The sequence below is a fragment of the Micromonospora zhanjiangensis genome (genome assembly GCF_042650605.1).
GTDB classification, from domain to species: domain Bacteria; phylum Actinomycetota; class Actinomycetes; order Mycobacteriales; family Micromonosporaceae; genus Micromonospora_J; species Micromonospora_J zhanjiangensis.
The window spans coordinates 111,562-136,170 of record NZ_JBHSBN010000012.1 but is presented as its reverse complement, the minus strand read 5'-3'; the positions used below and the strand labels follow the sequence as shown (position 1 = coordinate 136,170).

Annotated in this window: 20 protein-coding genes; 11 read left to right on the top strand and 9 right to left on the bottom strand. The window is 70.8% G+C overall.

What is annotated here, in order from left to right:
• A complete protein-coding gene (locus ACFOX0_RS18830; RefSeq protein WP_377547612.1) occupies positions 1-654 on the bottom strand; it encodes an urea amidolyase associated protein UAAP2 in 654 nt (217 codons plus the stop codon).
• A complete protein-coding gene (locus tag ACFOX0_RS18825; RefSeq protein ID WP_377547610.1) occupies positions 651-1,490 on the bottom strand; it encodes an urea amidolyase associated protein UAAP1 in 840 nt (279 codons plus the stop codon). Before ACFOX0_RS18825 ends, ACFOX0_RS18830 begins: the two co-directional genes overlap by 4 nt.
• A gap of 143 nt (positions 1,491-1,633) precedes the next feature.
• On the opposite strand from ACFOX0_RS18825, the gene ACFOX0_RS18820 reads away from it, so the two are divergent.
• Entirely contained in the window at positions 1,634-2,272 is a 639-nt protein-coding gene (locus ACFOX0_RS18820; protein WP_377547608.1) for a TetR/AcrR family transcriptional regulator, read from the top strand.
• On the opposite strand, the gene ACFOX0_RS18815 is transcribed toward ACFOX0_RS18820, so the two are convergent.
• From ACFOX0_RS18815 to ACFOX0_RS18795, 5 genes are all read right to left on the bottom strand, one after another.
• A complete protein-coding gene (locus tag ACFOX0_RS18815; protein ID WP_377547606.1) occupies positions 2,265-3,755 on the bottom strand; it encodes a sodium:solute symporter family transporter in 1,491 nt (496 codons plus the stop codon). The genes ACFOX0_RS18820 and ACFOX0_RS18815 overlap by 8 nt on opposite strands.
• 138 nt (positions 3,756-3,893) lie before the next feature.
• Complete coding sequence (locus tag ACFOX0_RS18810) at positions 3,894-4,763, bottom strand: carbohydrate ABC transporter permease (RefSeq protein WP_377547604.1); 870 nt, start codon at positions 4,761-4,763, stop codon at positions 3,894-3,896.
• On the bottom strand, positions 4,760-5,716 hold the full coding sequence (locus ACFOX0_RS18805) for a carbohydrate ABC transporter permease (protein WP_377547703.1): 957 nt from the start codon (positions 5,714-5,716) through the stop codon (positions 4,760-4,762). Before ACFOX0_RS18805 ends, ACFOX0_RS18810 begins: the two co-directional genes overlap by 4 nt.
• Positions 5,717-5,789: 73 nt before the next feature.
• A complete protein-coding gene (locus tag ACFOX0_RS18800) occupies positions 5,790-7,061 on the bottom strand; it encodes an ABC transporter substrate-binding protein (protein ID WP_377547602.1) in 1,272 nt (423 codons plus the stop codon).
• 273 nt (positions 7,062-7,334) lie between these two features.
• Positions 7,335-8,372, bottom strand: a complete 1,038-nt coding sequence (locus tag ACFOX0_RS18795) for an arabinan endo-1,5-alpha-L-arabinosidase (protein ID WP_377547600.1) — start codon at positions 8,370-8,372, stop codon at positions 7,335-7,337.
• Positions 8,373-8,983: 611 nt separating this feature from the next.
• Between ACFOX0_RS18795 and ACFOX0_RS18790 the strand changes: the two genes are divergently transcribed.
• From ACFOX0_RS18790 to gap, 8 genes are all read left to right on the top strand, one after another.
• The gene (locus tag ACFOX0_RS18790; RefSeq protein ID WP_377547598.1) at positions 8,984-9,166 is read left to right on the top strand and encodes a hypothetical protein; all 183 of its coding nucleotides are present in this window, start codon (positions 8,984-8,986) and stop codon (positions 9,164-9,166) included.
• 93 nt (positions 9,167-9,259) lie between these two features.
• Complete coding sequence (locus tag ACFOX0_RS18785) at positions 9,260-9,394, top strand: hypothetical protein (RefSeq protein WP_377547596.1); 135 nt, start codon at positions 9,260-9,262, stop codon at positions 9,392-9,394.
• Between the two features lie 41 nt (positions 9,395-9,435).
• Positions 9,436-11,229 carry an ABC transporter ATP-binding protein gene (locus tag ACFOX0_RS18780; RefSeq protein WP_377547594.1) on the top strand — a complete coding sequence of 598 codons (1,794 nt, stop codon included), beginning with the start codon at positions 9,436-9,438 and terminating at the stop codon, positions 11,227-11,229.
• Complete coding sequence (locus ACFOX0_RS18775) at positions 11,226-11,795, top strand: S26 family signal peptidase (RefSeq protein WP_377547592.1); 570 nt, start codon at positions 11,226-11,228, stop codon at positions 11,793-11,795. The genes ACFOX0_RS18780 and ACFOX0_RS18775 overlap by 4 nt, the downstream gene beginning before the upstream one ends.
• 286 nt (positions 11,796-12,081) lie before the next feature.
• Positions 12,082-12,459 (top strand): hypothetical protein, encoded by a 378-nt coding sequence (locus ACFOX0_RS18770; RefSeq protein WP_377547590.1) that lies wholly within the window; start codon positions 12,082-12,084, stop codon positions 12,457-12,459.
• A gap of 98 nt (positions 12,460-12,557) precedes the next feature.
• The gene (locus ACFOX0_RS18765) at positions 12,558-15,422 is read left to right on the top strand and encodes an AfsR/SARP family transcriptional regulator (RefSeq protein WP_377547588.1); all 2,865 of its coding nucleotides are present in this window, start codon (positions 12,558-12,560) and stop codon (positions 15,420-15,422) included.
• A 147-nt stretch (positions 15,423-15,569) separates the two neighbouring features.
• A complete protein-coding gene (locus ACFOX0_RS18760; RefSeq protein ID WP_377547586.1) occupies positions 15,570-16,163 on the top strand; it encodes a TetR/AcrR family transcriptional regulator in 594 nt (197 codons plus the stop codon).
• Between the two features lie 5 nt (positions 16,164-16,168).
• On the top strand, positions 16,169-17,179 hold the full coding sequence (gene gap, locus ACFOX0_RS18755; protein WP_377547584.1) for a type I glyceraldehyde-3-phosphate dehydrogenase: 1,011 nt from the start codon (positions 16,169-16,171) through the stop codon (positions 17,177-17,179).
• Between the two features lie 35 nt (positions 17,180-17,214).
• Here the strand turns inward: gap and ACFOX0_RS18750 are convergent, their stop codons facing one another.
• Complete coding sequence (locus ACFOX0_RS18750) at positions 17,215-20,331, bottom strand: AfsR/SARP family transcriptional regulator (RefSeq protein ID WP_377547582.1); 3,117 nt, start codon at positions 20,329-20,331, stop codon at positions 17,215-17,217.
• 111 nt (positions 20,332-20,442) lie between these two features.
• Here ACFOX0_RS18750 and ACFOX0_RS18745 point away from each other — a divergent pair, with 111 nt between their 5' ends.
• Together ACFOX0_RS18745 and ACFOX0_RS18740 are read left to right on the top strand one after the other, a co-directional pair.
• Entirely contained in the window at positions 20,443-21,309 is an 867-nt protein-coding gene (locus ACFOX0_RS18745) for a fumarylacetoacetate hydrolase family protein (RefSeq protein ID WP_377547580.1), read from the top strand.
• Complete coding sequence (locus ACFOX0_RS18740) at positions 21,306-22,682, top strand: aldehyde dehydrogenase family protein (protein ID WP_377547578.1); 1,377 nt, start codon at positions 21,306-21,308, stop codon at positions 22,680-22,682. The genes ACFOX0_RS18745 and ACFOX0_RS18740 overlap by 4 nt, the downstream gene beginning before the upstream one ends.
• On the opposite strand, the gene ilvD is transcribed toward ACFOX0_RS18740, so the two are convergent.
• The gene (gene ilvD / locus ACFOX0_RS18735; RefSeq protein WP_377547576.1) at positions 22,666-24,393 is read right to left on the bottom strand and encodes a dihydroxy-acid dehydratase; all 1,728 of its coding nucleotides are present in this window, start codon (positions 24,391-24,393) and stop codon (positions 22,666-22,668) included. The two genes, ACFOX0_RS18740 and ilvD, sit on opposite strands and share 17 nt — an antisense overlap.
• Positions 24,394-24,609 lie beyond the last annotated feature (216 nt).

The window sequence follows — 24,609 nt, the reverse complement described above, 5'->3', positions numbered from 1 at the left end:
TCAGTCACCGGCGTGCACCACCATCTCGACCCGGCTGGGGCGGAACCCGTTGCACGGGTTGTTGACCTGTGGACAGTTCGAGACCACGACGAGGGTGTCCTTCTCGGCGCGCAGCGACAGCGACAGGCCGGGGGCGGAGATCCCGTCCACGATGCCGAGGGCGCCGTCCGGGTCGACCGGGACGTTCATGAACCAGTTGACGTTGGAGACCAGGTCGCGCTTGCCCATGCCGTACCGGCTCAGCTCACCGAGGAAGTTGTCGACGCAGGCGTGCTGGGCCTGGGTGTGGTGGCCGTAGCGCAGGGTGTTGGACTCGCGGGAGCAGGCCCCGCCGAGGGTGTCGTGCCGGCCCACCCGGTCGGCGACGACGGTCAGCAGCGGCCCGTACTCGTTGTCCCGCAGCACGCTGCCGGTGGTGAGGAAGATTGTCTCCTGGGCCTGGAGGGTGGCCTGGGCACTGTAGGCGCGGGCGGTGTCCGCGGCGTCGTACGCCAGGAAGTCGACCGCCTGGTTGCCGTCGAGGTCGACGATGGTCAGCACCTGACCGGTCGACAACCGGCGCGACCAGGGGGCGCGGGCGGCTACGGTCTCGCGGTGCAGTTCGGACCCGTACCGCGTGGTCCGGGTTTGGGAGGTCCCGGCGGTGGTCGTCACAGTCCACGTCCCTTCCGGTGGTCGGCGGTGTTCTCGAAGGCGCGCCGGCCCTCCGGCGTCGCCGTCCACACCGCGTCCGCTGCGGTGCTGACGCGGTCGCGCCAGGCGAGGACCTCCACCGGCGTGCAGGTGTAGTCGGCCCGGGGATCGAGCGGGTGCGCGGCGTTGGCGAGCAGGACGACGACGGGCAGTTCGGTCCGCAGGGTGACGCTCGCTCCCGCTCCGGCCGTGCCCTGCCATCGTGGGCGACCCTCGGCGTCGACCCGCACCCCCTTGAAGAAGGAGATCGGCGGGGGGATGTCGCGGCGGTCGAGGCCGTTCCTGGCGCCTCCCAGTACGAGCAGTTCACGTCCGGCCGGGCTGGCCCCCTCGGGCGCGCCGTCGCCGTAGCGTTCCTCGTTCCGCGCCCGGCTGGAGGTGCCGTAGAGCGTGTCGTGGTGGCCGGAGCCGTCCACCAGGACGGTCGCCAGCACCCGGGCCTGGTCGCTGAGGAGCAGGTAGCCCGCGCCGGGGTAGACCTGCCACTGAACCTTGACGGTGTCCGCGACGTTGAGCCGTTCCCAGGGCATGCCCGCGTGGTGGAGCGTGAGCGACGCGCAGGCGTCGCCCGCCACGTCGGTCAACCGGATGAGCGTGCCCGGCGCGAGGACGCGGTGCGCGTAACCGCCGCCCGGGACGCGGTCGGCCCAGACGACGCGGTCGGCGTCGACGCCGGCCGGCAGGTCGGCGTGGCGCGCCGCGGGCACCGTCGGGGCGGCGGGTACGACGGTGCCCTCCTGCGCCCGGGCGTGCGCTCTGGCGCCGGCGGTGGTCGAGGTCTCCGGTGCGGTGGTCACGGCTCCCCCTGGTTGTTTTCTGTCGGTTGACAGAAATTCAAGAGGGGCCGGCGTCGCCCGCTGTCTCCACCAGGTAAATTCCGCGTAAACCGGTGCGCCCCGCCGTCCGCGGCCGGCGTCCGGTCTGCTGTTAGCTTTTCGGCATGGCTGCGCGTGGACGTCCCCGGGCCTCGGGTCCGTCGGCCTCGGGGCTCGGTACGGAACAGGACATCCTGCTGGCCGCCGGCCGACTCTTCTGCACCGAGGGCTACGGCAGCACGAGTACCTACGCGATCGCGCGGGCCGCGGGCATCTCCCAGGCCACGATGTACCACTACTTCGAGGGCAAGCACGAGATCCTGCTCGCCCTCCTGCTGGAGACGGTGCGCCCGTCGGTGGAGTACGCCGAGCGGCTGACCGCCAGTCCCGAGCCGCCGACCGAGCGGCTGCGCAAGCTGGTGTCCTACGACGCCACGCTGCTCGCCTCGGGCACGGAGAACCTGGGCTCGCTCTACCTGCTCCCCGAACTCGGCGACGAGCGGTTCGCCCCGTTCCACGCGGAGCGCCAGCGCCTCTTCGAGACCTACCGGGAGCTGGTCGCCGCCTGCCAGGGCTGCGGCCTGCGGGAGGCCCATCCGACCGCCAGCTTGGTGCTGGGCCTGGTGGAGAGCCTGATCCTGCGGCGTCGTACCGAGCCACACATGCTGGAGGACGACATCGCGACCAGGATCGCCGATGCCGCCCTCCGCATCGTGCACGCCGACGAGCCTCCCGGACCATCCGGGACGAGTCGGCTCAGATGAGCTCGGGTGCCGCGACGGCCAGCCGGTTGACCAGGGCGAGGTCGATCTCCTCGCTCTCGTGCGGCCGGGTCACCAGGGCCGCGACGACGAACGCCACGACGCCTGCCGCGGCGGCGAGCAACGTCGCCCAGCCGTCGAACCCGGCGCCGACGACCCGGTTGTCGAGGTAAAGCAGGTCGTTGGGCACGCCGTACAGCGTCGGGGTGAGCACCAGGAAGACCAGCCGCACCACGAGGCCGACGCCGGCGCCGACCAGAGCGGCCGCGGAGGTCGCGCCCTTCCAGAACAGGCCGAGCAGGAACGGCGCGACGAGGCAGGCGAGCATCAGGTCGAAGGCCAGGGTGAGCAGGATCCCGGTCTGACTCACCCGAAGGGCCAGGAAGGCACCGACCACCACGACCGGCAGCATCGCGACGCGCGTCCAGCGCAGCAGCGGGTCACGGTGGCCGGGCGCCACCTCGCGCTTGACGTTGGCGATGTTGCGTACCGCCACGGCGGAGGTGGCCAGGATGGCACCGGACGCGGTGGAGAACGAGGCGGCCACGATGCCGGACAGGACGAGGACGGCCAGCAGGGCCGGCGCGTTGCCGTCGAGCAGCTGGTAGATGACCGGACCCCGGTCGGCCACGAGCCCGAGCCGCGAGGAGGCGGTCAGCGCGATGAGCGCCCAGGCCACCCCGATCAGGGTGGTCGCGCCCGCGCCGATGAAGCAGGCCCGCTGGGCCGCCTGCGGCGTACGCGCCGCGAAGATCCGCTGCATGAAGTCGATGGCGACCAGGTCACCCACGCCCAGCGACACCAGCGTCGCCCAGTTGACCGGGGCGCCCCGGCCCGGGTCGGTCAACTGTCCGAGGTCGAACGGCCCCAGCCCGACCGGGATGTGGATGCCGTAGGTGCGTGCCACCCAGACGAACAGCACGACCGTGGCGGCCACCGTGATGACGGCCTGGATCACCGCCGTGTACGCGTCGGAGAACAGACCGCCACCGATGGTGTAGGCCAGGATCAGCGCCACGGCGAGCACCACACCGACCGCGTACGACAGTCCGGTGAAGTACTCCACAAGGAAACCCATCGCGACCAGGTTGCCCGCCAGCAGGATGGTGAAGGCGAAGATCATGAGCACCGACGCCACGATCTCGACGCGCCGGTTGTAACGGCGGGCGAAGAAGTCGCCCAGGGTGAACAGGCCCATCCGGTTCATCGGCTTGGCGAGGAACAGGCCGGCGACGGTGAGACAGATCGCGAGCCCGACGGCGAGGGACGCGCCGGCCCAGAAGCCGTACGCCGACGAGAGGTCGGTGTTGCCGACGGTGGCGTTGCTGTCCACCGCCGCGGTGGTCAGGGCGACGGCGACGAGCGGTACGCCCAGCTGCCGGCCGGCCACGAGGTAGTTGGCGCTGTCGCCGTCGATCTTGCGGGCCACCGCGATGCCGACGACGAGTACCAGTGCGACGGTGAGCGCGACTCCAGTGATGATCATGAGGGCTCCTGGGGGTCGGTGCCTGCCGACCACATTTCGATCGATCGACAGATATTGCCCACGATTGAGCCGCGCGTGTGTTACAGGCAGCTTCGCTCGGATGACACGACTCTGTTAACCGCTCCCGACCTCAACGGCTCATCCCTTGAACGCGCCTTCCATGATCCCCTGCACCAGGCGGCGGCCGACGAAGACGAACAACACCAGCAGCGGCAGCGTGGCCAGGAACGAGCCGGACATGGCCAGGCCCAGGTCGATGTCCCGGTTGGCCTGCAGGGCCTTGATGGCGATCTGGACGGTGTAGCGCTCCGGGGACTTCAGCACGATGAACGGCCACAGGAAGTCGTTCCAGGCGTAGACGAAGCCGAACAGGCCCAGGACGAACGCGGCCGGGCGGACCAGCGGGAAGGCGATGCGCCAGAAGATCTGCCAGGTCGTGGCGCCGTCCACCCGGGCCGCATGCATCAGCTCTTCGTCGATGGTGTTGCCGATGTGCTGGCGCATCCAGAAGATGCCGAACGCGTTCAGCAGCCCGGGGACGGTCACCGCCTGGAGGGTGTCCACCCAGCCGAGCTTCGACATGATCAGGTACTGCGGGATGATGGCCAGTTGGATGGGAACCGTCATGGTCAGCACGACGATGAGGAAAAGCGTGTTGCGGCCGGGGAAGGAGAGCTTGGCGAAGGCGAAGCCGGCCAGCGCGCACAGCACCGCCTGCCCGACGCCGACCGCGGTGGCGATGACCACGCTGTTGATCAGCGCCTGCACGAACGGCACCGTGTCGAAGACCAGGCCCGCCAGGTGCAGGAAGTTGTCGCCGGGTAGGACGTGCGGTGGCAGGCTCGTCGCAGTGGCCGAGTCCGTCGTGGACACCACGAACATCCAGTAGAGCGGGAACACGCTGACGAGCACCATGACGCCGAGCAGCGCGTACACCAGGAACGGGACCCGGTTGGCGCTGCGCCGGCGCGCCGGTGCGGGTGTGGCGGTCCGAGCGGTGGGGTTCATGGACGCTCCGAGCGGATGCGGGTGGCCAGCAGGTAGTTGATCCCGGCGACGATCACCACCATGACGAAGAGCGCGACGCCGACGGCGGCGCCGTAGCCGAAGTGGAACCGGCCGAAGCCCTGTTCGTAGAGGAAGAGGGTGAGGGTCTGGCACTGCCGAGCCGCCGCGCAGGTGAGTCCGGCCGAGGGATTGACCAGCAGCGGTTCGGTGAAGATCTGCAGCCCGAAGATCGTCGACGTGACGACGGTGAACACGATGATCGGCCGCAGCGCGGGGATGGTGATGTGGCGGAACTGCTTCCAGCCGTTCGCGCCGTCCGCGGCGGCGGCCTCGTACAGCTCGCGGGGAACCGCCTGGAGCGAGGCGAGATACAGCAGTGTGTTGTATCCGGTCCACCGCCAGGCGACCATCGTGGCGATCATGATGTTGCTGCTCCAGACCGACGCCGTGAAGTCGACGTGGTGGAAACCCAGCAGCTCCAGGAACCAGTTGAGCATGCCGTAGTCGCGGTCGAAGAGCTGGGCGATGACGATGGTCGTCGCCGCCACGGAGGTGACGTAGGGCACGAGCACCGACATCCGGAAAAACCCGGCCGCCCGCAGCCGGGGGTGGTTGAGCACGTGCGCCGTGCCGAGTGCGATCAGCAACTGCGGCACCGTCGACAGCACCCAGATGAGGAACGTGTTCCGCAGTGCGCCCCAGAACCGCGGGTCGTGCATGAGCTGCGAGAAGTTGTCCAGCCCCACGAAGTGGTGCTCGCCGATGGGGTTCCAGTCGAACAGGGCGACGTAGAACGTGAACAGCAGCGGGAAGAGGCCGAAGATGAGGAAGAGCAGGAAGAACGGCGCCACGTACGCGTAGGGCGCCAGTCGCTCGCGTAATCCCTGCTGGATGTGGCGGGGGCGGGTGGGCCGGGCGGTCGTGATCCCGGCGCCCGGGGTCGGGCTGAGCATGGTGGTCACAGGGGTCACCTTCCCGACGAACGGCGGCCGGGTCAGCCCCGGCCGCCGCGCGTCAGTCGTCCGTTCAGCCGCGGATGGCGTTCTTGACGTTGGTCAGCGCGGTGTTCCACGCGTTGGCCGGGGCGACCTTGCCCTGCTCGACACTGGTGAGGGTGTTGAGCAGTTCGGTGCCGATGGTGCCGTCCTCCGGGCCGATGTAGAACGGCTTGAGGTTCACCACGGACTGGGTGTAGATCTTGCCGATCGGCGCGTCGGAGAAGAACGGGTCGGTCCGGCCGACGAGCTTCGGGTCCGTGTAGACCGACGGGGTCGTCGGCAGCGATCCCTGCGACAGGAAGTGCGCGAGTTCGCCGGCCGGCGACTGCATCTCGGCGATGTAGTTCCACGCCGCCTGCGGGTTCTTCGCGCGTTTGGGGATGGCGAGGAAGCTGCCGCCCCAGTTTCCCGAACCGCCGGGGATGGTGGCGATGTCCCACTTGCCGGCTGTCTTGGGGGCGTTCGTCTTCATCTGGTTGAGCATCCAGGACGGCGACGACACGACCGCGAAGTCACCCTTTCCCAGTCCCGCGGTCCACCCGGCGGAGAACGAGGTCTGCTTGGCGGAGATGCCCGACTGGAAGGCCTTCAGCGTGAGGTCGAATGCGTCCTTGACCTGTGGGTTCTTGTCGTACGACAGCTTGTGGTCCGGGCCGTAGTAGCGCTCGGTCCCCTGGTTGACCGCCTGGAAGAAGACGCTCGTCGGGGTGTTGTCCACGAACGCCTTGCCGGTCTTCTGGACGTACCGCTTGCCGACCTCCATGAACGCGTCCCAGGTCGGCCACAACTTGGACACCTCGTCCCGGTTCGTGGGCAGACCGGCGGCCTTGAACAGGTCGGTCCGGTAGGCGATCGCCATGCCGCCGACGTCCGTCGGTATCCCGATGATCTTGCCGTCCGGCGTGGTCGGCTGCTTGATCACCCAGTCGAGGTAATCGCCCTTGATCTTGTCGGCGCCCAGCGTGTTGAGGTCGACGAAGTTGTCCGGGGACTGCATGAACTTCGGCAGGTCGTCGCCCTGGATCAGCACGAGGTCGGGCACCTTGCCGCCGGCCAGCGCGGTGGTGAGCGCCTGGGCCGTCTCGGTCGTGCTGCCCACCTCGGTGAGCTTGATGTGGATGTCCGGGTGGGCCTTCGTGTAGACGTCCACGTCGGCCTTCTGGTTGATCGCGGTGAACGACCAGAACTCGAACGTCTTCGGATCCGACGACGCGGACCCGCCGCTCGATCCCGGTGAACAGCCGACGGCCAGGAGCCCGACCGTGGCGAAGGTGGTTACGGCGGTGATGACGCGCTTCACGCGGCCCTCCATACAGTGGTGGTGGTGCGCGGCGGTGCTGTCGAAATCACCCCGACGCCGCCTGACCCAAGGCTAAGAAATTGATCAACGTAAATGTGTTGTACGACATGTGACGTTACTCAACGGAGCGGGGCCAGTCAATGGATCACTGGCCGCGAGGACCTCGCGCGACCGTGGCGGTCGGTGAACCTTTTTCAACCGCCCCTTGCGCTCGGGCGTCGGCCGAGGTCGAAGACGCGGTTTGCGCACCGCGCGGTTCAGGTTGAAAAAGGTTCAGTAGACGAACGGCCAGCCGGCGGGGTCGTATCCGATCAGGTTGATGCCCAGGTACGAGGCGCCGCTGTCGGCGTAGTAGTGGTAGACCAGCACCTCGGCGTCGGAGTCCGCCAGCACCGCCTGGTGGCCGGGCCCGTGGATGCCGCCGTGTCCCGCGAGCACCTGAGTGCCACCACCCGCGGTCATCGCGGTGCCGTTGCGGTCCACGAAGGGACCGGTCGGGCTGGTGGAGCGACCCACCATGATCCGGTACGTGCTGTCGGCGCCGCGGCAGCACAGGTCGAACGACACCCACAGGTAGTAGTACGAACCGTGCCGGAACAGGAACGGCGCCTCGATGGCTCCACCGTTACGGCCGGCGAGGGCGCGGATCGTCGGGTCGGACCGCTTGCCGGTGGACGGATTCAGGGCTACCTGCTTGATGCCGGACCAGAACGAGCCGAAGGTCAACCACCACCTGCCGAGGGCGTCGACGAACAGGTTCGGATCGATGGCGTTGAAGTTGTCACCCCCGGTCGACTCGATGACCAGCCCCTCGTTGGTCCAGGATCCCGACGCGCCGGTGGCGCTGGTGGCCAGAAAGATCGCGGAGTGGTTCGAGCCGAACGTGGAGGCCGAGTAGTACAGGTAGTAGCGGCCGTTGTGGTACGAGACGTCCGGCGCCCACAGGCTCCGGCTCCCGCCCGTGTAGGAGGCGGTCCACGGGGCCCCGTTCGGGAACACCGCGCCCGCGGCCCGGAACACCGTACGGTCCGTGGAGGTGGTGAGCGGGATGTTGTCACCGGTCTGGGCGACCAGGTAACCACCGGCCGGGGTCTTGACCATCGACGGGTCGTGGGTAGCCGTGGCGCCCGACACCCGGCCCGGATTGGGATAGCCCGCGGGCGGCGCCGTCGGGGTCGACACCGCCACCGTCGGTTGAGGAGTCGCCGCGTCGGCGCGTACCGCCAGGGTGGTGCCGGCGACGAGAGCGGCCGCCGCGACACCCGCGCACAGGAGCCGGCGGCCGAGACCGCCGTCCATGAACCCAGACACCTGTTGTCCCCCATCTCACCGGAAGGTCCGCATGGCTCCTGTCGCTCACCCGGTTACCCAAACCTTGGCCGCACGAGCGGTCCATGTCAATGATGGATGTCAATGCATACCGGTGCCGCGACGACCTGTCCGACGCGTCCCCGTCGCTCCGGAGGGCCCGCCTGGCGACCGGGTGCTCGGATAGATTGACCGGTCGTGCCCCATACGCGACTCGATCTTGATCGGATCCGCGCGGCTCCCGGGGTGATCGACCCGGTCTTCCTGGACTCGCCGCATCGAGACCTGCGAGGGCGCGGCAACCATCGGCCTGGAACTGGTCGGCGCGGTGTCCCCCGGCGACGTCGTCCTGATCGCTCTCGGCGGCGGCGCCCTGGCCACCGGCGTCGCGTGACGTACGCGAACGGTCCGGCGTCGGCCAGGGCAGCACGTACCACCACTTCCGCACCAAGCTGGACGGTCCGGGCGGACCGGTGGCCCGGCCCGATGCCTACCTGATGCGTCCACGCGACGCCCTGCCCTCCAAGCTTTGCTCAAGGTTTGCCCAGCACAAATCGGCGAGGGTGAGACCTCCAACCGCGGTCCATCGAGGACCGCCGGATACGAGGAGAGCAATGAAGACCATCACCCGAATCGGCGACGCGCTGCTGAACCGGCTCGCTCCGCGCATGCACGCCGACGCCGCCTGCGTCTTCACCGGCTGGGCGGGGCCCTGCGTCGTCACCGGGGCCGCCGGCTGCAAGGTCCAGTGCCTGGCGACCTACGACAACTGCCCGAGCAAGTGGGTCTGCCGCTGAGCCAACTCTTCCGGGTGGTCCGGTCTGCCGATCGGGCCACCCGGCCCGTCGGCGCCCTGCTTTTGCTGGACGCCAGAGCAAACTGGAGTAGCAATGTCCATCACCGCCGCCGCGGTACTCGTCACGGCCATCACCGGTCTGGTCAAGTGCGTCGAGGAGGGTGTGGTAACCGCGGTCGAATCGATCGTCAGCAGGTTGCCCGCAGTCGAGGCGGTGGCAGCGGCATGACCCGTGGGTCCTCGACGCGCCGCTGGCGCAGCCTCGGCGGGATGCCGGCGGCTCTCACGATGGCATGGCGGGCGGCTCCGGGACCGCTGATCCTGCTGTGCCTGATTACGCTCGTCGCGTCGGTCATTCCCGTCTGCTCGGCCTGGCTGCTGAAGACGCTGCTCGACCGGATCGTGAGCGGAGCGCCGGGCCTGGCCCTGCTCGGCGTCGGACTCTGCCTGCTCGGACTCGCCCTGGGGGTCCTACCGGAGGCCAACAACTACCTGCGGGCCGAGTTGGGTCGGGCGACCGGGGTGGCCGCCAGCGACCGGCTGTATTCGGCGCTCAACCGGCTTCCGGGCCTCGCCCGGTTCGAAGACCCCGCTTTCCGGGACCGGCTGCGCATTGCCAGTCAATCCAGCGCGACCACCCCACCAGCCGTGGTCCAAGGCGCGGTGGCACTGGTCGGGAACGTGGTGACGATCGGCGGTTTCCTCGGCACCCTGGTCGCCGTCAGTCCATGGATGGCCCTGATCGTCCTGGCCGGCGCGGTCCCGGCCCTCCTCGCCGAACTCTCCCTGGCCCGGCGGATGGCCCTCATGCTCTGGCGGGTTGGGCCCACCGAACGACGGGAGTTCTTCTACGCCGAGCTGATGGCCAACCTCGACGCGGCCAAGGAAGTGCGGCTGTTCGGCACCGGCGCCTTTCTACGAAACCGGATGTTGACCGAGCGCCGCCAGGCCAACGCCGAGCGCCGCCGGCTCGACAGGCGTGGTCTTGTGGTCCAGGCGGCCCTGGGGCTCCTGAACGCCGTGATCAACGGTGCCGGGATTCTCTGGGCGGTCACCAACGTGCGGGACGGCACGACCGGGGTGGGCGACATCGCGATTTTCATCGCGGCGGTCGCAGGTGTGCAGGCCGGCATGACCTCATTGGTCAACCAGCTCGCCTCGACTCACCAGCACCTGCTGCTGTTCCGGCACTTCCAGGAGGTCGAAAGTGCGCCGCCGGACCTGGTCGTCCGATCCCGTCCGACCCGCGTCCCGATGTTACGCACGGGCATCGAGCTGCGGGACGTGTGGTTCCGGTACGGCCCCGACTCGCCCTGGGTGCTTCGGGGGGTCAACCTGTCCATACCGCACGGGCACTCCCTCGGCCTGGTGGGTCGCAACGGGTCCGGAAAGAGCACGCTGGTGAAGTTGCTCTGCCGCTTCTACGACCCGCAGCGCGGCAGCATCCGCTGGAATGGTGTGGACCTGCGAGATCTGAACCCGGCACAACTGCGGGAGCGGGTCACCGCGTTGTTCCAGGACTACATGGCCTACGACCTGTCCGCCGCCGAGAACATCGGGCTCGGCGATCCGGCCAGGCTGGCGAATCGGCGGGCGATCCGGCAGGCGGCGCGGAACGCGGGTGTCGATGAGGCGCTGGACGCGCTTCCCCGAGGGTTCGACACTCTGCTGAGCCGCAGCTTCCTTGACACGGAGGCAGAGAACCCGACCGAGGGCGTCCCGCTGTCCGGCGGTCAGTGGCAGCGGGTGGCGTTGGCCCGCGCGGTGCTGCGCAGCGACCGCGACCTGCTCATCATGGACGAGCCCAGCGCCAGCCTGGATCCCGAGGCCGAGTACGACATCCATCAACGGCTGAAGCGTCATCGCAGTGGCCGGACGAGCGTGCTCATCTCACACCGCCTCGGCGCCCTGCGGGACGCGGACCGCATAGCCGTGCTGGATCAGGGACAGATCGTCGAACTGGGTACGCACGACCACCTGATCGGTCAGGGCGGGTGCTACGCGCACCTGTTCGGCATTCAATCGTCGGGCTACGGCTCAGGACGGATCGAGGTGCCCACGTGATCCCGTACCTCATCGCAACCATTGCGCTGGTGCTGTTGCTCGCTGCGGTCGCATGGATTCGTCGCCGGCTGCTCGTCATCGACGTGCACGGGCCGAGCATGCTTCCCACGTACCGTGACGGCGACCGGCTGCTTACCCGCCGTCGCACCGCGGACGACCCCCTGTCTCCCGGACAGGTCGTGGTGTTGCGTAATCCACGCCCGGTGGGCCTGCCCGGTTCGTCGACCGGTCACTGGCTCGTCAAACGCATCGCCGCGGTCGCCGGGGACCGGCTGCTTCCCGGGATGCCGGACGGACACGTCCCGAACGGACACGTACTGGTGCTCGGCGATAATCCCGCCCAGAGCCTGGACTCCCGACACTTCGGGCTTATCCCCTCCGGCACCATACTGGGCACCGTCGTACGACCGATGGGCAACCGGCGGCAGACGGGCCGGCCTGGCACCGTCGGCGGTGAGTCAACTCGCCCCACCACATCCGGTTGCTGGCAGGAGCCGGCCAGTAACGGCACGTTCGTCGGAGGCGTGGACGTCGATGGCGTTCCGCCCCTCGGCCGGTCGCCGTAACGCGGTGCTGCTCCTTGCCGCGGCAGGAGGGCTGTTCGGTTGGGCCACCGGAGCCGCTGGTGGTGCGGGCCTGCCATCCGCTGGCCTGGTTCTCGCCGCCGGGCTCGCGGCCGTTTTCGCCATGGTGACCGCAGCTCTCGACGACATCGCAGCCCTGTTCGCGAAGGCGCGGCGCAGGAATGGTCAAGTGTCATGCACTCACAGTCAAGGCGAGTGACGTGATGGGCGCCTATTTTGGCTGCACGGGGAACAGGTTTCACAGAGTCCTGATAAGTGGAGAGATCTCATGCTGCGAAAGTCGAAGAACCTGGCCAAGGCCTCCGCCGCTCTACTCGTCGCTGGCATCGCGCTGCCCATACTGCCCGCCAGTGCGAGCGCCGCAACGGCGGCCGCGGACTGCCGGCAGCACCGCCATCAGCCGCAGGATGACCAGTTGGGCTCGGTGTTGAACGCGGACACCCCGCTGCGTACCGCGGGTCCCTACTCGGCCTGCCCGATTGTCGGCCGTGTCCAGCCCGGGAGGAATTCTCTGCTGTACCACTGTTGGGTGCGGAACGATGTCGGTAACACGTGGACGTGGGTGACCGTACGGGCCACCGGGCAGCAGGGTTGGATCTACGACGGTAACCTGCAGTTCGGCGGTTCGGGGATTGATTGTCTGTAGGAACGCAAGTCGCTACCGTCGAGCGGTTCCAGGAGGTGCCACGCGGCGGGCGGTGAGCGTCGCAGATTCTGTGTTCGTCTGCCTGCGGGGGGAAACGGGTGGGTGTGGAGTTGGGCATTCTCGGGCAGATCGAGGTGCGCCTCAATGGACAAAATCTGGATCTGGGTCACACTCGGCAGCGGTGGGTGCTTGCTGCGCTGCTGGCCGATGCCAACCGCCCGGTGGCGGTGGACACGCTGATCGAGCGAGTGTGGGGCGGCCGTTCACCGAATCAGGCCCGAAGCACCCTCTACAGCTATCTCTCGCGGATTCGGCGGGCGTTTCCCGAGGACGCGCAGGTCGCGATCAGGCGTGCGGCTTCCGGATATCAAATCGCTGTGAACGCGTTGGCGGTCGACCTGTTCCGCTTCGACCACCTGGTGACACGGGCTCAATCGGCGGTCTGTGAAGCGGAGGCCATGAATATCTTGCGGGAGGCGCTGACGCTGTGGCGGGGCGAGGCGGTTGCGGGGTTCGACACGCCATGGAGCCATGGCCTGCGCGAGCAGTTGGCCGCCAAGCGGCGGGTGGCGGAGTTGAAGTACGGGGACGTGGCCTTGCGGCTTGGTCATCATGCGGAGTTGATCCCGCACCTGTCGACCCGGGTTTCCGCCGACCCGTTGGATGAGCGGTTGGCCGGTCAGCTCATGCGGGCGCTCTATGCTGCGGGCCGGCAGGCTGAAGCGCTCAACCAGTACCAGCTGACGCGACGGCGGCTGCTCGAGGACGCCGGTGTCGAGCCGGCTGCCGCCCTGCGGGAGCTGCATATGCGCATGCTGCGGGGTGAGTCGGTCGAGCTGCGACGACCGGAATCGGTGGCCGCCGGGCAATCGGCCGCACGAGTCGGGCCGGCGGGCGCCGACGGCCGGGGAGGGCCGGGTGCGGCCCGGGTGGTGCCTCGTCACCTACCGCCCCCACCCGGGTTCTTTGCCGGTCGCGTGGCCGAGTTGGCGGAACTGACTCGCGCGATCGAGACGGCAGCCGGGACAGACCAGACTGTTGTCATCTCGGCGATCGGTGGGATCGGTGGGGTGGGCAAGACGACGCTGGCGCTGCAGTGGGCCCACCGTCACCAGGACCGGTTTCCCGACGGGCAACTCTATGCGCAGTTGCGCGGGTTCGATCCCCGTGCCGAACCAGTGTCGCCGCACACGGTGGTCCGCGCATTCCTGGACGCGCTGGGTGTCACTCCCGAAGCGGTCCCGTCACGGCCGGAAGCGCAGGTGGGTCTGTACCGCAGCCTGGTCGCCGACCGCCGGATGCTCATCGTGCTGGACAACGCGGCGGACTCGGAGCAGGTCCTGCCGTTGTTGCCGGGGACCGCGTCCTGCACCGTGATCGTCACCAGCCGTCGGCGGCTCGGCGGCATCACGGCCGCGCATGGCGCCAAGGCCATCGCACTGAACATGCTCACCGACGACGAGGCATGGCAACTGTTGGCAGCGCACGTCGGTGCCGCGCGCTTGGTGGCGGATCCGCAGGCGACGGCAGAGATTCTCCGGCACTGTGCCGGGTTGCCGTTGGCGATCGGCATCACCGGTGTACGTACGGCCGCCTCGCCGGCTGTCTCGCTCGGTACGCTGGCCCGGGAATTCACGCAGGCTTCGGCACGGCTGGACGCGCTCGACGCGGGGGAGATCAGCGTCAACCTGCGTGCGACGTTTTCGGCGTCGGTTCGGGCATTGACTCCCGCGCGGGCACGGTTGTTCGGATTGCTGGGCCTCGTCACCACGCCCGACTTCGACGTCGCCGCCGTGGCCAGCCTGATCGCGGAGCCGGTGCTGCGGGCTCGGGTGCTGCTCAACGACCTGGAGGGAGCCTGTCTGATCCAGCGCCTGTCGTCCGGGCGTTACCGGATGCACGATCTGGTGCGGCTGTACGCGGCGGAGCGCGCCGGGGCCGACCACGCGGACGAAATCGCTGATGCCGAGCGCAGGCTGGTGCATTTCTATCTGTGTTCGGCCTACCGGGCGGACCGTATCCTGTCTGCGGACCGGGTGGATATCCAGCTGGATCCGGTCCCGCCCGGCTGCACTCCCCAGCCGATCGATACTGCTGGCGACGCCATGGTGTGGTTCGACGCCGAGCACGATGCCTTGCTCGCCACCCAGCAACTGGCGCTGGATCGGGGGTGGGACAGGCAGGCGTGGCAGATCGCGTGGAGCCTGACAAACTTCCACATCTGGCGGGCGCGAGGGCTGGACCAGGCAGCAGTGTGGCGGGCCGGGCTCGAGGCGGCCGAACGGCTCGGCGACCTGCCGATCCAGTCGTTGGCGACCCGGTTCATCGGGCAGGCGTACTCGGTGATGGGCGACCAGTCCGCTGCCGTGGACCATCTGAGTCGCGCCGTGACACTCGCCGAGCAGGCCGGTGATCTGCTCCGGCAGGCGGAGGCGCATGACTCGCTGGGACTGGTGTACGGGCGGTACCAGGACGACCCCGCCGCCGAGCTTCGACACGCGACCGAGGCTCTCCGGCTGTCTCGGGCGGTCAAGAATCGGATCAGGGAGGCGTTCGCCCTGGACGGTATCGGCGGTGCCTACGTCCGACTCGGCGACTATGCCCGAGCCCAGCAGTATTCCTCGCAGGCGCTGTCTCTGTTTCGCGAGTTTGGCAGCGGCAGTGGCACCGCCGATGCCTTGCTGGTGCTCGCTCGGGCCGCGAAGCACATGGGACAACTGGCCCAGGCCGCGGACTACTACCAACAGGCAGTGGAGATCCACAGAAACACCGGCAATCTGAGCTACGAGGCGGAGGTTGTGGACGAACTTGGGGACGTGTGCGCCAGCCTCGGGCGGTTGGCCGACGCCCGCGCTTTCCTGACACATGCCCACGAGATCTACCAGAGCCAACATCGCGTCCAAGAAGCCGCCGACATCGGGCGGCGACTGGCCAGACTCGGCCCCGGCGCGGACCACGCCTGACGTTGTACCTACCGAGAGTAGATCCCGACCCTACCTTCGGTAGGCCACAGCCGGCGGCCGTGACCCTGCGCGCCGACCAACGGAAGGGCTGACGCTGGTAAGCCCTTCCTCGACGAGGCTGTACCTACTGGTATGTACACTGGCCCCATGGACTCGCGGCAACTTCTGGTCGACACGATGAGCCAGCTCATGTGGGAGCGCGGCTACGCCGACACCAGCCCGCGTGACGTACGCGAACGGTCCGGCGTCGGCCAGGGCAGCATGTACCACCACTTTCCCACCAAGAAGGACCTGGCGCTCGCCGCCCTGGAGCGCAACGTCGCCGATCTGCTGCCCGCCGCGTCCGAGCTGGACGGTCCGGGCGCACCGATGGCCCGGATCGAGGCCTACCTGATGCGTCCGCGCGACGCCCTCAAGGGCTGCAAGGTCGGCCGGATGACCCAGGACCCGCAGGTCCGCGAGGACCCGGCGCTGCTCGCCCCGGTGGCGCGCGCGTTCACCCAGGTCCATCTTCGCTGGGCGAAGGTGCTGCGCGAGGCGGTCGCCGCGGGCGAACTGCGGGCCGACCTCGATCCGGAGCGCCTCGCCCACACCCTGATGGCCGTCCTGCAGGGCGGTTACGTGCTCGCGATCGCCCAGCAGGACCCGGGCCCGTTCGACGACGCCCGCGCCGGCGCCCTCGACCTGCTCCGCGCGGCGGCACCAGCCGTACCCACCGGCACGAACAACAGGAGGAACTGAACGTCATGACGGTACGCATCGGCATCAACGGGTTCGGCCGGATCGGACGCAGTTACCTGCGTGCGGCGCTGGCGAACAACGCCGACGTCGAGGTGGTCGCGGTCAACGACCTCACCGACGCCCGTACGCTGGCCACCCTGCTCGAGTGGGACTCCGTCTCCGGTCACCTCGACGGCGTCGCCGTGGACGGCGACGTGATCACCGTCGGGGGCACGCGGATGAGGGTCTTCGCACAGTCCGATCCGGCCGCCATCGCCTGGGGCGACGTCGGCGCCGACGTCGTCATCGAGGCCACCGGCCACTTCACCGACGGCGGCGCGGCGGCGGCCCACCTCTCCGGCGGCGCGCGGAAGGTCGTCATCTCGGCGCCGGCCAAGGGGGACGTCCCCACGTTCGTCCCCGGGGTGAACGACGACCGGCTCGACCCGGACAGCCACGACGTCTTCTCCAACGGCTCGTGCACCACGAACTCGCTGGCGCCGCTGGCGAAGGTGCTCAACGACGCGTTCGGCGTCGAGTCGGGGCTGATGACGACGATCCACGCGTACACCGGCGACCAGCGGCTGCACGACGCGCCGCACTCCGACCTGCGCCGGGCCCGCGCGGCGGCCGTCTCGATCATTCCGACGTCGTCGGGCGCCGCGAAGGCGATCGGCAAGGTCATCCCGGAACTCGACGGCCGTCTCACCGGTGCGGCGCTGCGCGTCCCCGTCCCGGTTGGCTCGGTCACCGACCTCACCGTGGTCCTGCGGCGCAGCGCCACCGTCGAGGACGTCAACGCGGCGTTCCGCGAGGCGGCCGACTCCGAGCGGCTGCGGCACTACCTGCAGTACTCCGAGGCGCCGCTGGTCTCGGCGGACATCGTCGGCAACCCGTACTCGTCGATCTTCGACGCGCCGCTGACCGAGGCCGCCGGCAACCAGGTCAAGGTGTTCGGCTGGTACGACAACGAGTGGGGCTTCTCCAACCGCCTGGTCGAGTTCTCCGAGCGGATCGGAGCGACCACGGCGGCCTGACGCGCGGCGCCACGGGCCCACCTGCGATCCGGGGGTCAACCCGAGGCGGCGCGGAGGATCTCCGCCTCGAAGCGGGGCGGACGGTAGCCGGTGGCCCGGTGCAGGGCCACCGCCTGCCGGGCCGCCTCGGCCGCCTCGGCCGCCGCCCCCGTGACCAGGTGCAACCGGGCGAGGACGGCCAACGCCCGGGCCTCGGACACCCGGTAGCCGTAGCGGCGGGTCGCCGCCAGCGCCGCCGACGCGTGCTCCCGCGCGGGTGCCGGCTGACCGGACTCGGTCAGCGCCGCGGCGAGCCAGACCTGGGTGATGGCGCCGGCCCGCCGCTCGTCGGTCGTCCGGGCGAGGTCCAAGGCGCGGGTGTGCAGCGCGATGGCCTGCAGGTGCTCGCCCCGGCGGCGCTGCACGACGCCGGAGGCGGTCAGCGCGTCGACCTCCGCGGCCGGGCTGCGGATCTCCCGGGCCAGGGCCAGCGCGGCGGCGGCGTACTCCGCCGCACCGTCGAGATCGTCGAGGTCGCAACGGAGTTCGCTCAGGCCGTACAACGAGTAGGCCGCCGCGAGGCTGTAGCCGGTCTCCTGGCTGTCGGCGAGCGCCTGGGTCAACTCGACCGCGGCGGCGGTGGTGTCGCCCAGCCGATGCAGGCACTGGCCGAGGGTGAACCGCAGGTGCGCGCTCGGCGACATGTCCCGGACCGCCAGGATGGCGGCGGCCTCCCGCAGGTGTTCGACGGCGGCGTGCAGGTCCCCGCCGGCGAACTCGACGGTGGCCAGGTTGGCGAGTTTGGTCGCGATGCCGCTCGGCGACGGCCGAGACCGCTCGACGGCGATCCCCCGCCGGAAGTACTCCTTCGCCTCGTCGTTCATGCCCCGCGAGGTGTACAGCATGCCGAGGTTGTTGTAGAGGGGCCCGGTGGCGTCGTCCCGCCCGGCCGCCTGCCGCAGCGCGATCGCCCGCTGGTAGTGCTCGTGTGCCGGCGGGTACTCCGCCCGGTAGCCGTGCAACAGGCCCAGGCTGTGGTGCATGGCCGACTGCGCGTACGGTTCCCCGGCCGCCTCCGCCGCCGCGAGCCCCGCCGAGGTCACCTGCTCCCAGTCGTCGTCGAGCCGACGGGCCGCGAAGTAGCCCCGGAGCGCGTCGGCGAGGTGCCAGGTCAGCTCGGCGGGGCCGTGCGTGCCGGCGTGCCGGGCGGCGGCCACCAGGTTGACCCGCTCGGCGTCCAACCAGGCCAACGCCTCCCGGTGCGTGCCGAATCCGACGCCGGCGACGGCCGGGCGGGCGATCCGGCCCATCGACGGGTAGAGCATCGCCACGGCGCTGTCGACCCGGCCGAGTTGGTACCGCAACAGCCGACCGATCGCCTCGGCGCGCTCGGCGACACCGTCGGTGGCCCGCGCCCGCTCGCCGGCGTAGAGCCGGAGCAGGTCGTGGAACCGGTACCGGTCGGGGCTGTGCTGCTGGATCAGGCTGGTGGCGGCGAGCGCCTCCAACAACCGCCGCGCCTCGGGCTCGGGCCGATCCAGCAGCACCGCCGCCGTCTCGGCGGTGGAGTCGGCGCCGGGGATCAGTCCGAGCAGCCGGAACATCCGGGCGACCGCCGGATCGAGCCCCTGGTAGGACAGGTCGAAGGCGGCCCGTACCGCCGCCTGCGAGTCCCCCGCGACCTGTAGGCGGCTGAGCCGGTCGCCGTCGCGCAACTGGTCGACGTAGCTGCCGATCGACCGGTCGCGGTGCAGGTCGAGGTTGGCGGCCGCGATCCGCAGGGCCAACGGCAGCCGCGCGCAGAGCTCGACCAGCTCGGCGACGGCACCGGGCTCGGTCCCGGTACGGCTGGCACCCAGTGCGGTCGCCAGCAGTGTGCCGCCCGCTTCCGCCGTGAGGACCGGCAGCGCCAGCCCGTGCGAGCCGTGCCGCACCGCCAGGCCCCGCAGGTCCCGGCGGCTGGTGACCAGGACCGCGCTGCCCGCCGTGCCCGGCAGCAGGTCCTCGACGTGCGCGGCGTCGGCGGCGTCGTCGAGCAGCAGCAGGACCCGCCGGCCGGCGAGCCGGGCCCGCAGCGCGGCCGCCCGCGCCGAACCGCCGCGCGGTGTCAACGCCGGCGGCACCCCGGCGGCCAGCAGCAGCTCGCCGAGGACCTCGACCGGGTCCCGGCCGACCCGCCCCGCGCCGTCGAGGCGGACGTACCACTGGCCGTCCGGGAAGGACCCGGCCACCCGGTGCGCGACGGTGACCGCCAGGGTCGACTTGCCGACTCCGGCGCCGCCGTAGATCGCGACGACCGGCACCGGCCCGGGCCCGGTCAGCCGGTCGACCAGTTCGTCGACGAACCGGTCCCGTCCGACCACGCCGGCCACCTCGCGCGGTAGCTGGTACTGCGGCGTCCAGGTGTGTGGCACCACCGGCGGCGCGGCGGCGACGGGGTGCAGCAACTCCGGGTCGCCCGCGAGCACCCCGCGTTCCAGCCGACGCAACTCCGGACCGGGCTCGATCCCCAGCACGTCGATCAGGAGCCGGCGGGCCGTCCGATACGCCTCCAGGGCCTCGGCCGGCCGGCCGGACCGGTACAGCACGACCATCAGCAGGCCCCAGAACCGCTCCCGCAGCGGCGACTCGGCGGTCAGCGCGCGCAGCTCCGGCAGCAGCTCGGCGTGCCGGCGCAGGCGCAGGTCCGCGTCGATGCGCCGTTCGAGGGCCTGCGCGCGGCGCTCGGCCAGCGCGGGGACCACGTCCCGGTGCAGCGCCTCGCAGGCCACGTCGACCAGCGCCGGCCCGCGCCACAGGCCGAGCGCCTCGCCGAGCAGCCGGGACTGCTCGGCCGGCTCCCCGCTGGCGGCGGCCCGGCGGACCAGGGTGTCGAACACCTCCAGGTCCAGTTGGCCGGGGCGGAGCGGGATCCGATAGCCCCCGGGAACCGTCTGGATGGGATCCGGGGTGCCGAGTGCCCGCCGCAGCCGGGAGATCTGGACGTGCAGCGCGGCCTTCGGTCTCGGCGGCGGCACGGTCTCCCAGAGCCGTTCGACGAGTTCGTCGACCGGGACGATCCCGTTGCCCCGCAACAGCAGCGTGGCGAGCAGCGTGCGCTGGCCACCCGCGCGGATCTGGAGCTCCGCGCCGTCCCGGGTCACCCGTAACGGGCCGAGCAGACCGAATTCCACAGTCGACACCATGGCATACGCCACCGACGTGTTTCCGGCCCGCGGTGGTCGAGGACGACGGCCGTGGGCCCGCGGCGCCGGTCGGCCACGGCGGAGCCATATGATGGACCGATGCCGATCTCTCTGCACCGGGTCCGCACGCCGGCCGGATCGCGCTGGGCGGTGCGCGGCGAGGCCGGGTGGGCCCGGCTCGACGGCACGCTGGCCGATCTGCTCGCGATGCCGCTGGCCCGGGCCCGAGCCGTGATCGAGGCGGCCGGGGAGCCCGTCGGCGAGGATCCCGGCGACGGTCCGCTCCCGCCGGTCGACCGGCAGGAGGTGTGGGCGGCGGGCGTGACCTACCAGCGCAGCCGGGAGGGTCGCAAGGAGGAGTCGGGACACGGCTCCGTCTACGACCAGGTCTACGCCAGCGAGCGACCGGAGATCTTTTTCAAGTCCACCCCGGAGCGGGTCGTCGGTGCCGGTGACCCGGTGGGCGTGCGGGCCGACTCCACCTGGGACGTGCCCGAGGCGGAGCTGGGACTGGTGCTCAACGCGGCCGGTCAGGTGTTCGGCTACACGCTGGGCAACGACATGAGCAGCCGCTCGATCGAGGGCGAGAACCCGCTCTACCTGCCGCAGGCGAAGGTCTACGACCGGTCCTGCGCGGTGGGCCCGGCGGTGGTGCCGGTATGGTCGGCCGGTCCGGGTCCGTTCCAGATCGGGGTACGGGTGCGGCGGGCCGGTCGGGAGGCGTACGCCGGAACCACCTCGACCTCGGCGATGGCGCGCGGCTTCGAGGACCTCGCCGGCTGGCTGTTCCGGGCGTTGAGCTTCCCGGCGGGCGTGGTCCTGCTGACCGGCACCGGTCTCGTGCCCGGCGCGGACTTCACGGTGCGGCCGGGCGACACGGTCGAGATCTGGTGTCCGGAGCTCGGAACGCTGACCAACCCGGTCGTCACTGTCGGCGACCCCGGAGCCGAGAGCGGGAAGCCATGACCGAGCAGACGATCGAGAGCCGTTCGCCGCAGGATCCGTCGGACGTCGTCGTGCGGGTCGCGGACACCCCGGTCGACCGGGTCGCCGTGGCGGCCCGGGAGGCGCGGCTCGCGGGAACGTCCTGGGCGCGCGAACCGGCCCACACGCGGGCGGCCGCCCTGCACGCCTGCGCGCAGGCGCTGGCGGCGGCGTCCGGCGAACTGACCGCGCTGGTGGTTCGCGAGGTCGGCAAGCCGGTGACCGAGGCGGGCGCGGAGGTCGCCCGCGGGGTGGCGATCCTGCGGTACTTCGCCCAGCAGGCCCTGCTGCCCGAGGGCGAGGTGTTCCCGCCGGCGGACGGGGTGTCGCTGCTGCACACCCGGCGACGGCCGCACGGCCTGGTCGGGCTGATCACGCCGTGGAACTTCCCGGTGGCGATCCCGCTGTGGAAGGCGGCACCGGCCCTGGCCTTCGGCAACGCCGTCCTGCTCAAGCCGGCTCCGCAGTCGCCCGCGGTGGCGCTGCGGCTGGCGGAGCTGTTCGCCGACGCCCTCCCGGACGGCGTGCTGCGGGTCGTCACCGGCCTCGGCGCGACCGGGGAGGCGGTGGTCGACGCCGCCGACGCCGTCTCGTTCACCGGTTCGGTGCCGGCCGGCCGGGCCGTGGCCCGGCGGGCGGTCGGCCGCGGCGTCCCGGTGCAGTGCGAGATGGGCGGGCAGAACGCCGCCGTCGTGCTGCCCGACGCCGACCAGGACGCGGCCGCCGCGGCGATCGCCGCGGCCGCGATGGGGTACGCGGGGCAGAAGTGCACGGCCACCAGTCGCGTGATCGTGGTCGGGAACCCGGAACCGTTCGCGCAGCGGCTCGCCGCGGCCGTCGAGGCGCTGCCGTTCGGTGACCCGGCGGACCCCGGCACGGTGGTCGGTCCGGTGGTCGAACGCCGGCCGCGGGACGCCATCCGGGCGGCGGTGCGGCGGGTCACCGGCGGCGGGGCGCGGCTGCTCACCGGCACCCGGCAGCCCGACGGCGACGGGTGGTTCCAGGCACCGACGGTGCTGGCGGACGTGCCGGCCGGCGACGACCTGCTACGTGAGGAGTACTTCGGGCCGGTCTGCGCGGTGCTGCCGGCCGGCTCCGTGGACGAGGCGGTACGCCTGGCCAACGAGGTCCGGCACGGGCTGGTGGCCGCGGTCTACACGCGCGAGTTGAACGCGGCGCTGACGCTGGCCGACCGGCTCGACGTCGGCATGGTGAAGGTGAACGCGCCGACGTCCGGCGTCGACTTCCACGCGCCGTTCGGTGGGGCGAAGGAGTCCAGCTACGGCCCGCGCGAGCAGGGTCCGGCAGCGCGCGACTTCTACACCCGTACCGTGACGGTCACGCTGTCCCCGTGAGGGTGCCGCCGAGGGACGCCGGGCCGGCCAGCCGGCGGTAGAGACCGAGGATGCCCGACGCCGGTGCCGCGGGCCGGGGGCGCCACGCGGCGAGCCGGGCGTCGAGGTGTCGCCGGCCGTTCGCGGCCGACCACGACGTCGACGGGTCGTCCGGAGCACCGAGCAGGTCCAGCCGACGGGCGTCGATGTCCACCAGCACCACGTCGCCCGGTTCCAGGACGGCGAGCGGGCCGCCCACGGCCGCCTCTGGGCTGACGTGGCCGACGCACGGGCCCTGGGAGGCACCGGAGAACCTCCCGTCGGTCACCAGGGCGACACTGCGGGACAGCTCGGGATCGGCGGCGATGGCGCCGGTCACGTAGTACTGCTCCGGCATCCCGGAGCCGCGCGGGCCCTCGTTGCGGATCACCAGCACGTCACCGGGTCGGATCCGCCGTTCGGCGAGCGCGGTCAGCGCCTCCTCCTGACACTCGAAGATCACCGCCGGTCCGACGACGCGACGGCCGGCCCGGTCGACGGCGCTGCGCTTGACCACCGCACCGAGCGGGGCGAGGTTTCCCGACAGCACCGCGATGGCGCCGCGTTCCTCCAGCGGGGTCTCCCGCGGCCTGATCACGTCGGCGGCGGTGAGGCCGCGGGCGGCCAGCACCGGCGACGGCTCCGGCCGCCACCGGTCCAGTTCCTCGCCCCAGGGCCGACCGGTCGCCGCCGGGGCATCCAGGTCGAGCAGATCGCGGATCTCGTTCAGCAACGCCGGTACGCCGCCGGCGTGCCAGAAGAGGTTGGCCGGGTGGGTGCCGGCGGGCCGGGTGTCCAGCAGGTAGGGCACGGTGTCGTTGATCTCCTGGAGCTGCGTCAGGTCGATGGCGTGACCGGCCTCGGCCGCGATCGCCGGCAGGTGCAGCAGCAGGTTGGTGGAGCCGCCGATCGCGGCGTGCACGGTCATCGCGTTGCGCAGCGAACCCGGGGTGACGAAGGTGCGCGCGGTGCGCCCGGCCCGTAGGTGCTCCAGGACCAGCGCCCCGGCGGTCCGGGCGGACGCCGCGATCCGTTCGCCGGTCGCCGGGGCGACCGCGCCGCCCGGCTGGGCCAGGCCCAGGGTCTCCGCCACCACCTGGGAGGTCAGCGCGGTGCCCATGAAGGCGCAGGCGCCGCAGGACGGCACGGCGGCGTCCACCCACGCGCGGTACTCCTGGGTGGACAACTCGCCGCGGCGCAGCGCCGCGGCGATCGTGCCGATCTGGTCGACGGTCGTGTCGCCGCGGCCGGCGGCCATGGCGCCGCCGGGCACGTGCACCGCCGGCAGGTCCAGCCGGGCGGCCGCCATCAGGTGCGCGGGTACGGCCTTGTCGCAGCTGGAGATGAACACGACGGCGTCGTAGTGCCCACTGCGGGCGTGCATCTCGCACACCGCCGCGATCAGGTCCCGGGACAGCAGGCTGTAGTCCATGCCGTCGGTACCCTGGGCGATCCCGTCGCACATGTCGGTGCACATGTAGCGGGCCGGCCGGCCTCCGGCGGCGGTCACCCCGGCCGTCGCCTCGTCGGCCAGGCCCATCAGGTGGACCGAACCCGGGTGGCTGTCGCCGGCGACGGACTCGACGAGCACGTGCGGGCTCGCCAGATCGGCGTGCGACCAGCCCATACCGCGGCGCAGGGCGTCGCCCTCCGGCCCGGCCGACCGTGCTGCCTGGCTGCGCAGAGTCTCCATCAGGTGCGCGCGGAGGGGCCCGGCGTCCGCGGCTGCCGGGTGGATCCGCGCTCCCTCCCCTCGGCGATAGACGGTGCTGTTTGTCGTCCGCTACGAACCCTAAGCCCGTCGGCCCCCGTCGAGGCGTCCCGATTCCGTCCGCCCGGCGGCGGAATCGACATCGGAGCAGCTCAAGCGGCCATTGAGGTCCGTCATTGCACACCATGTGGCGGACGC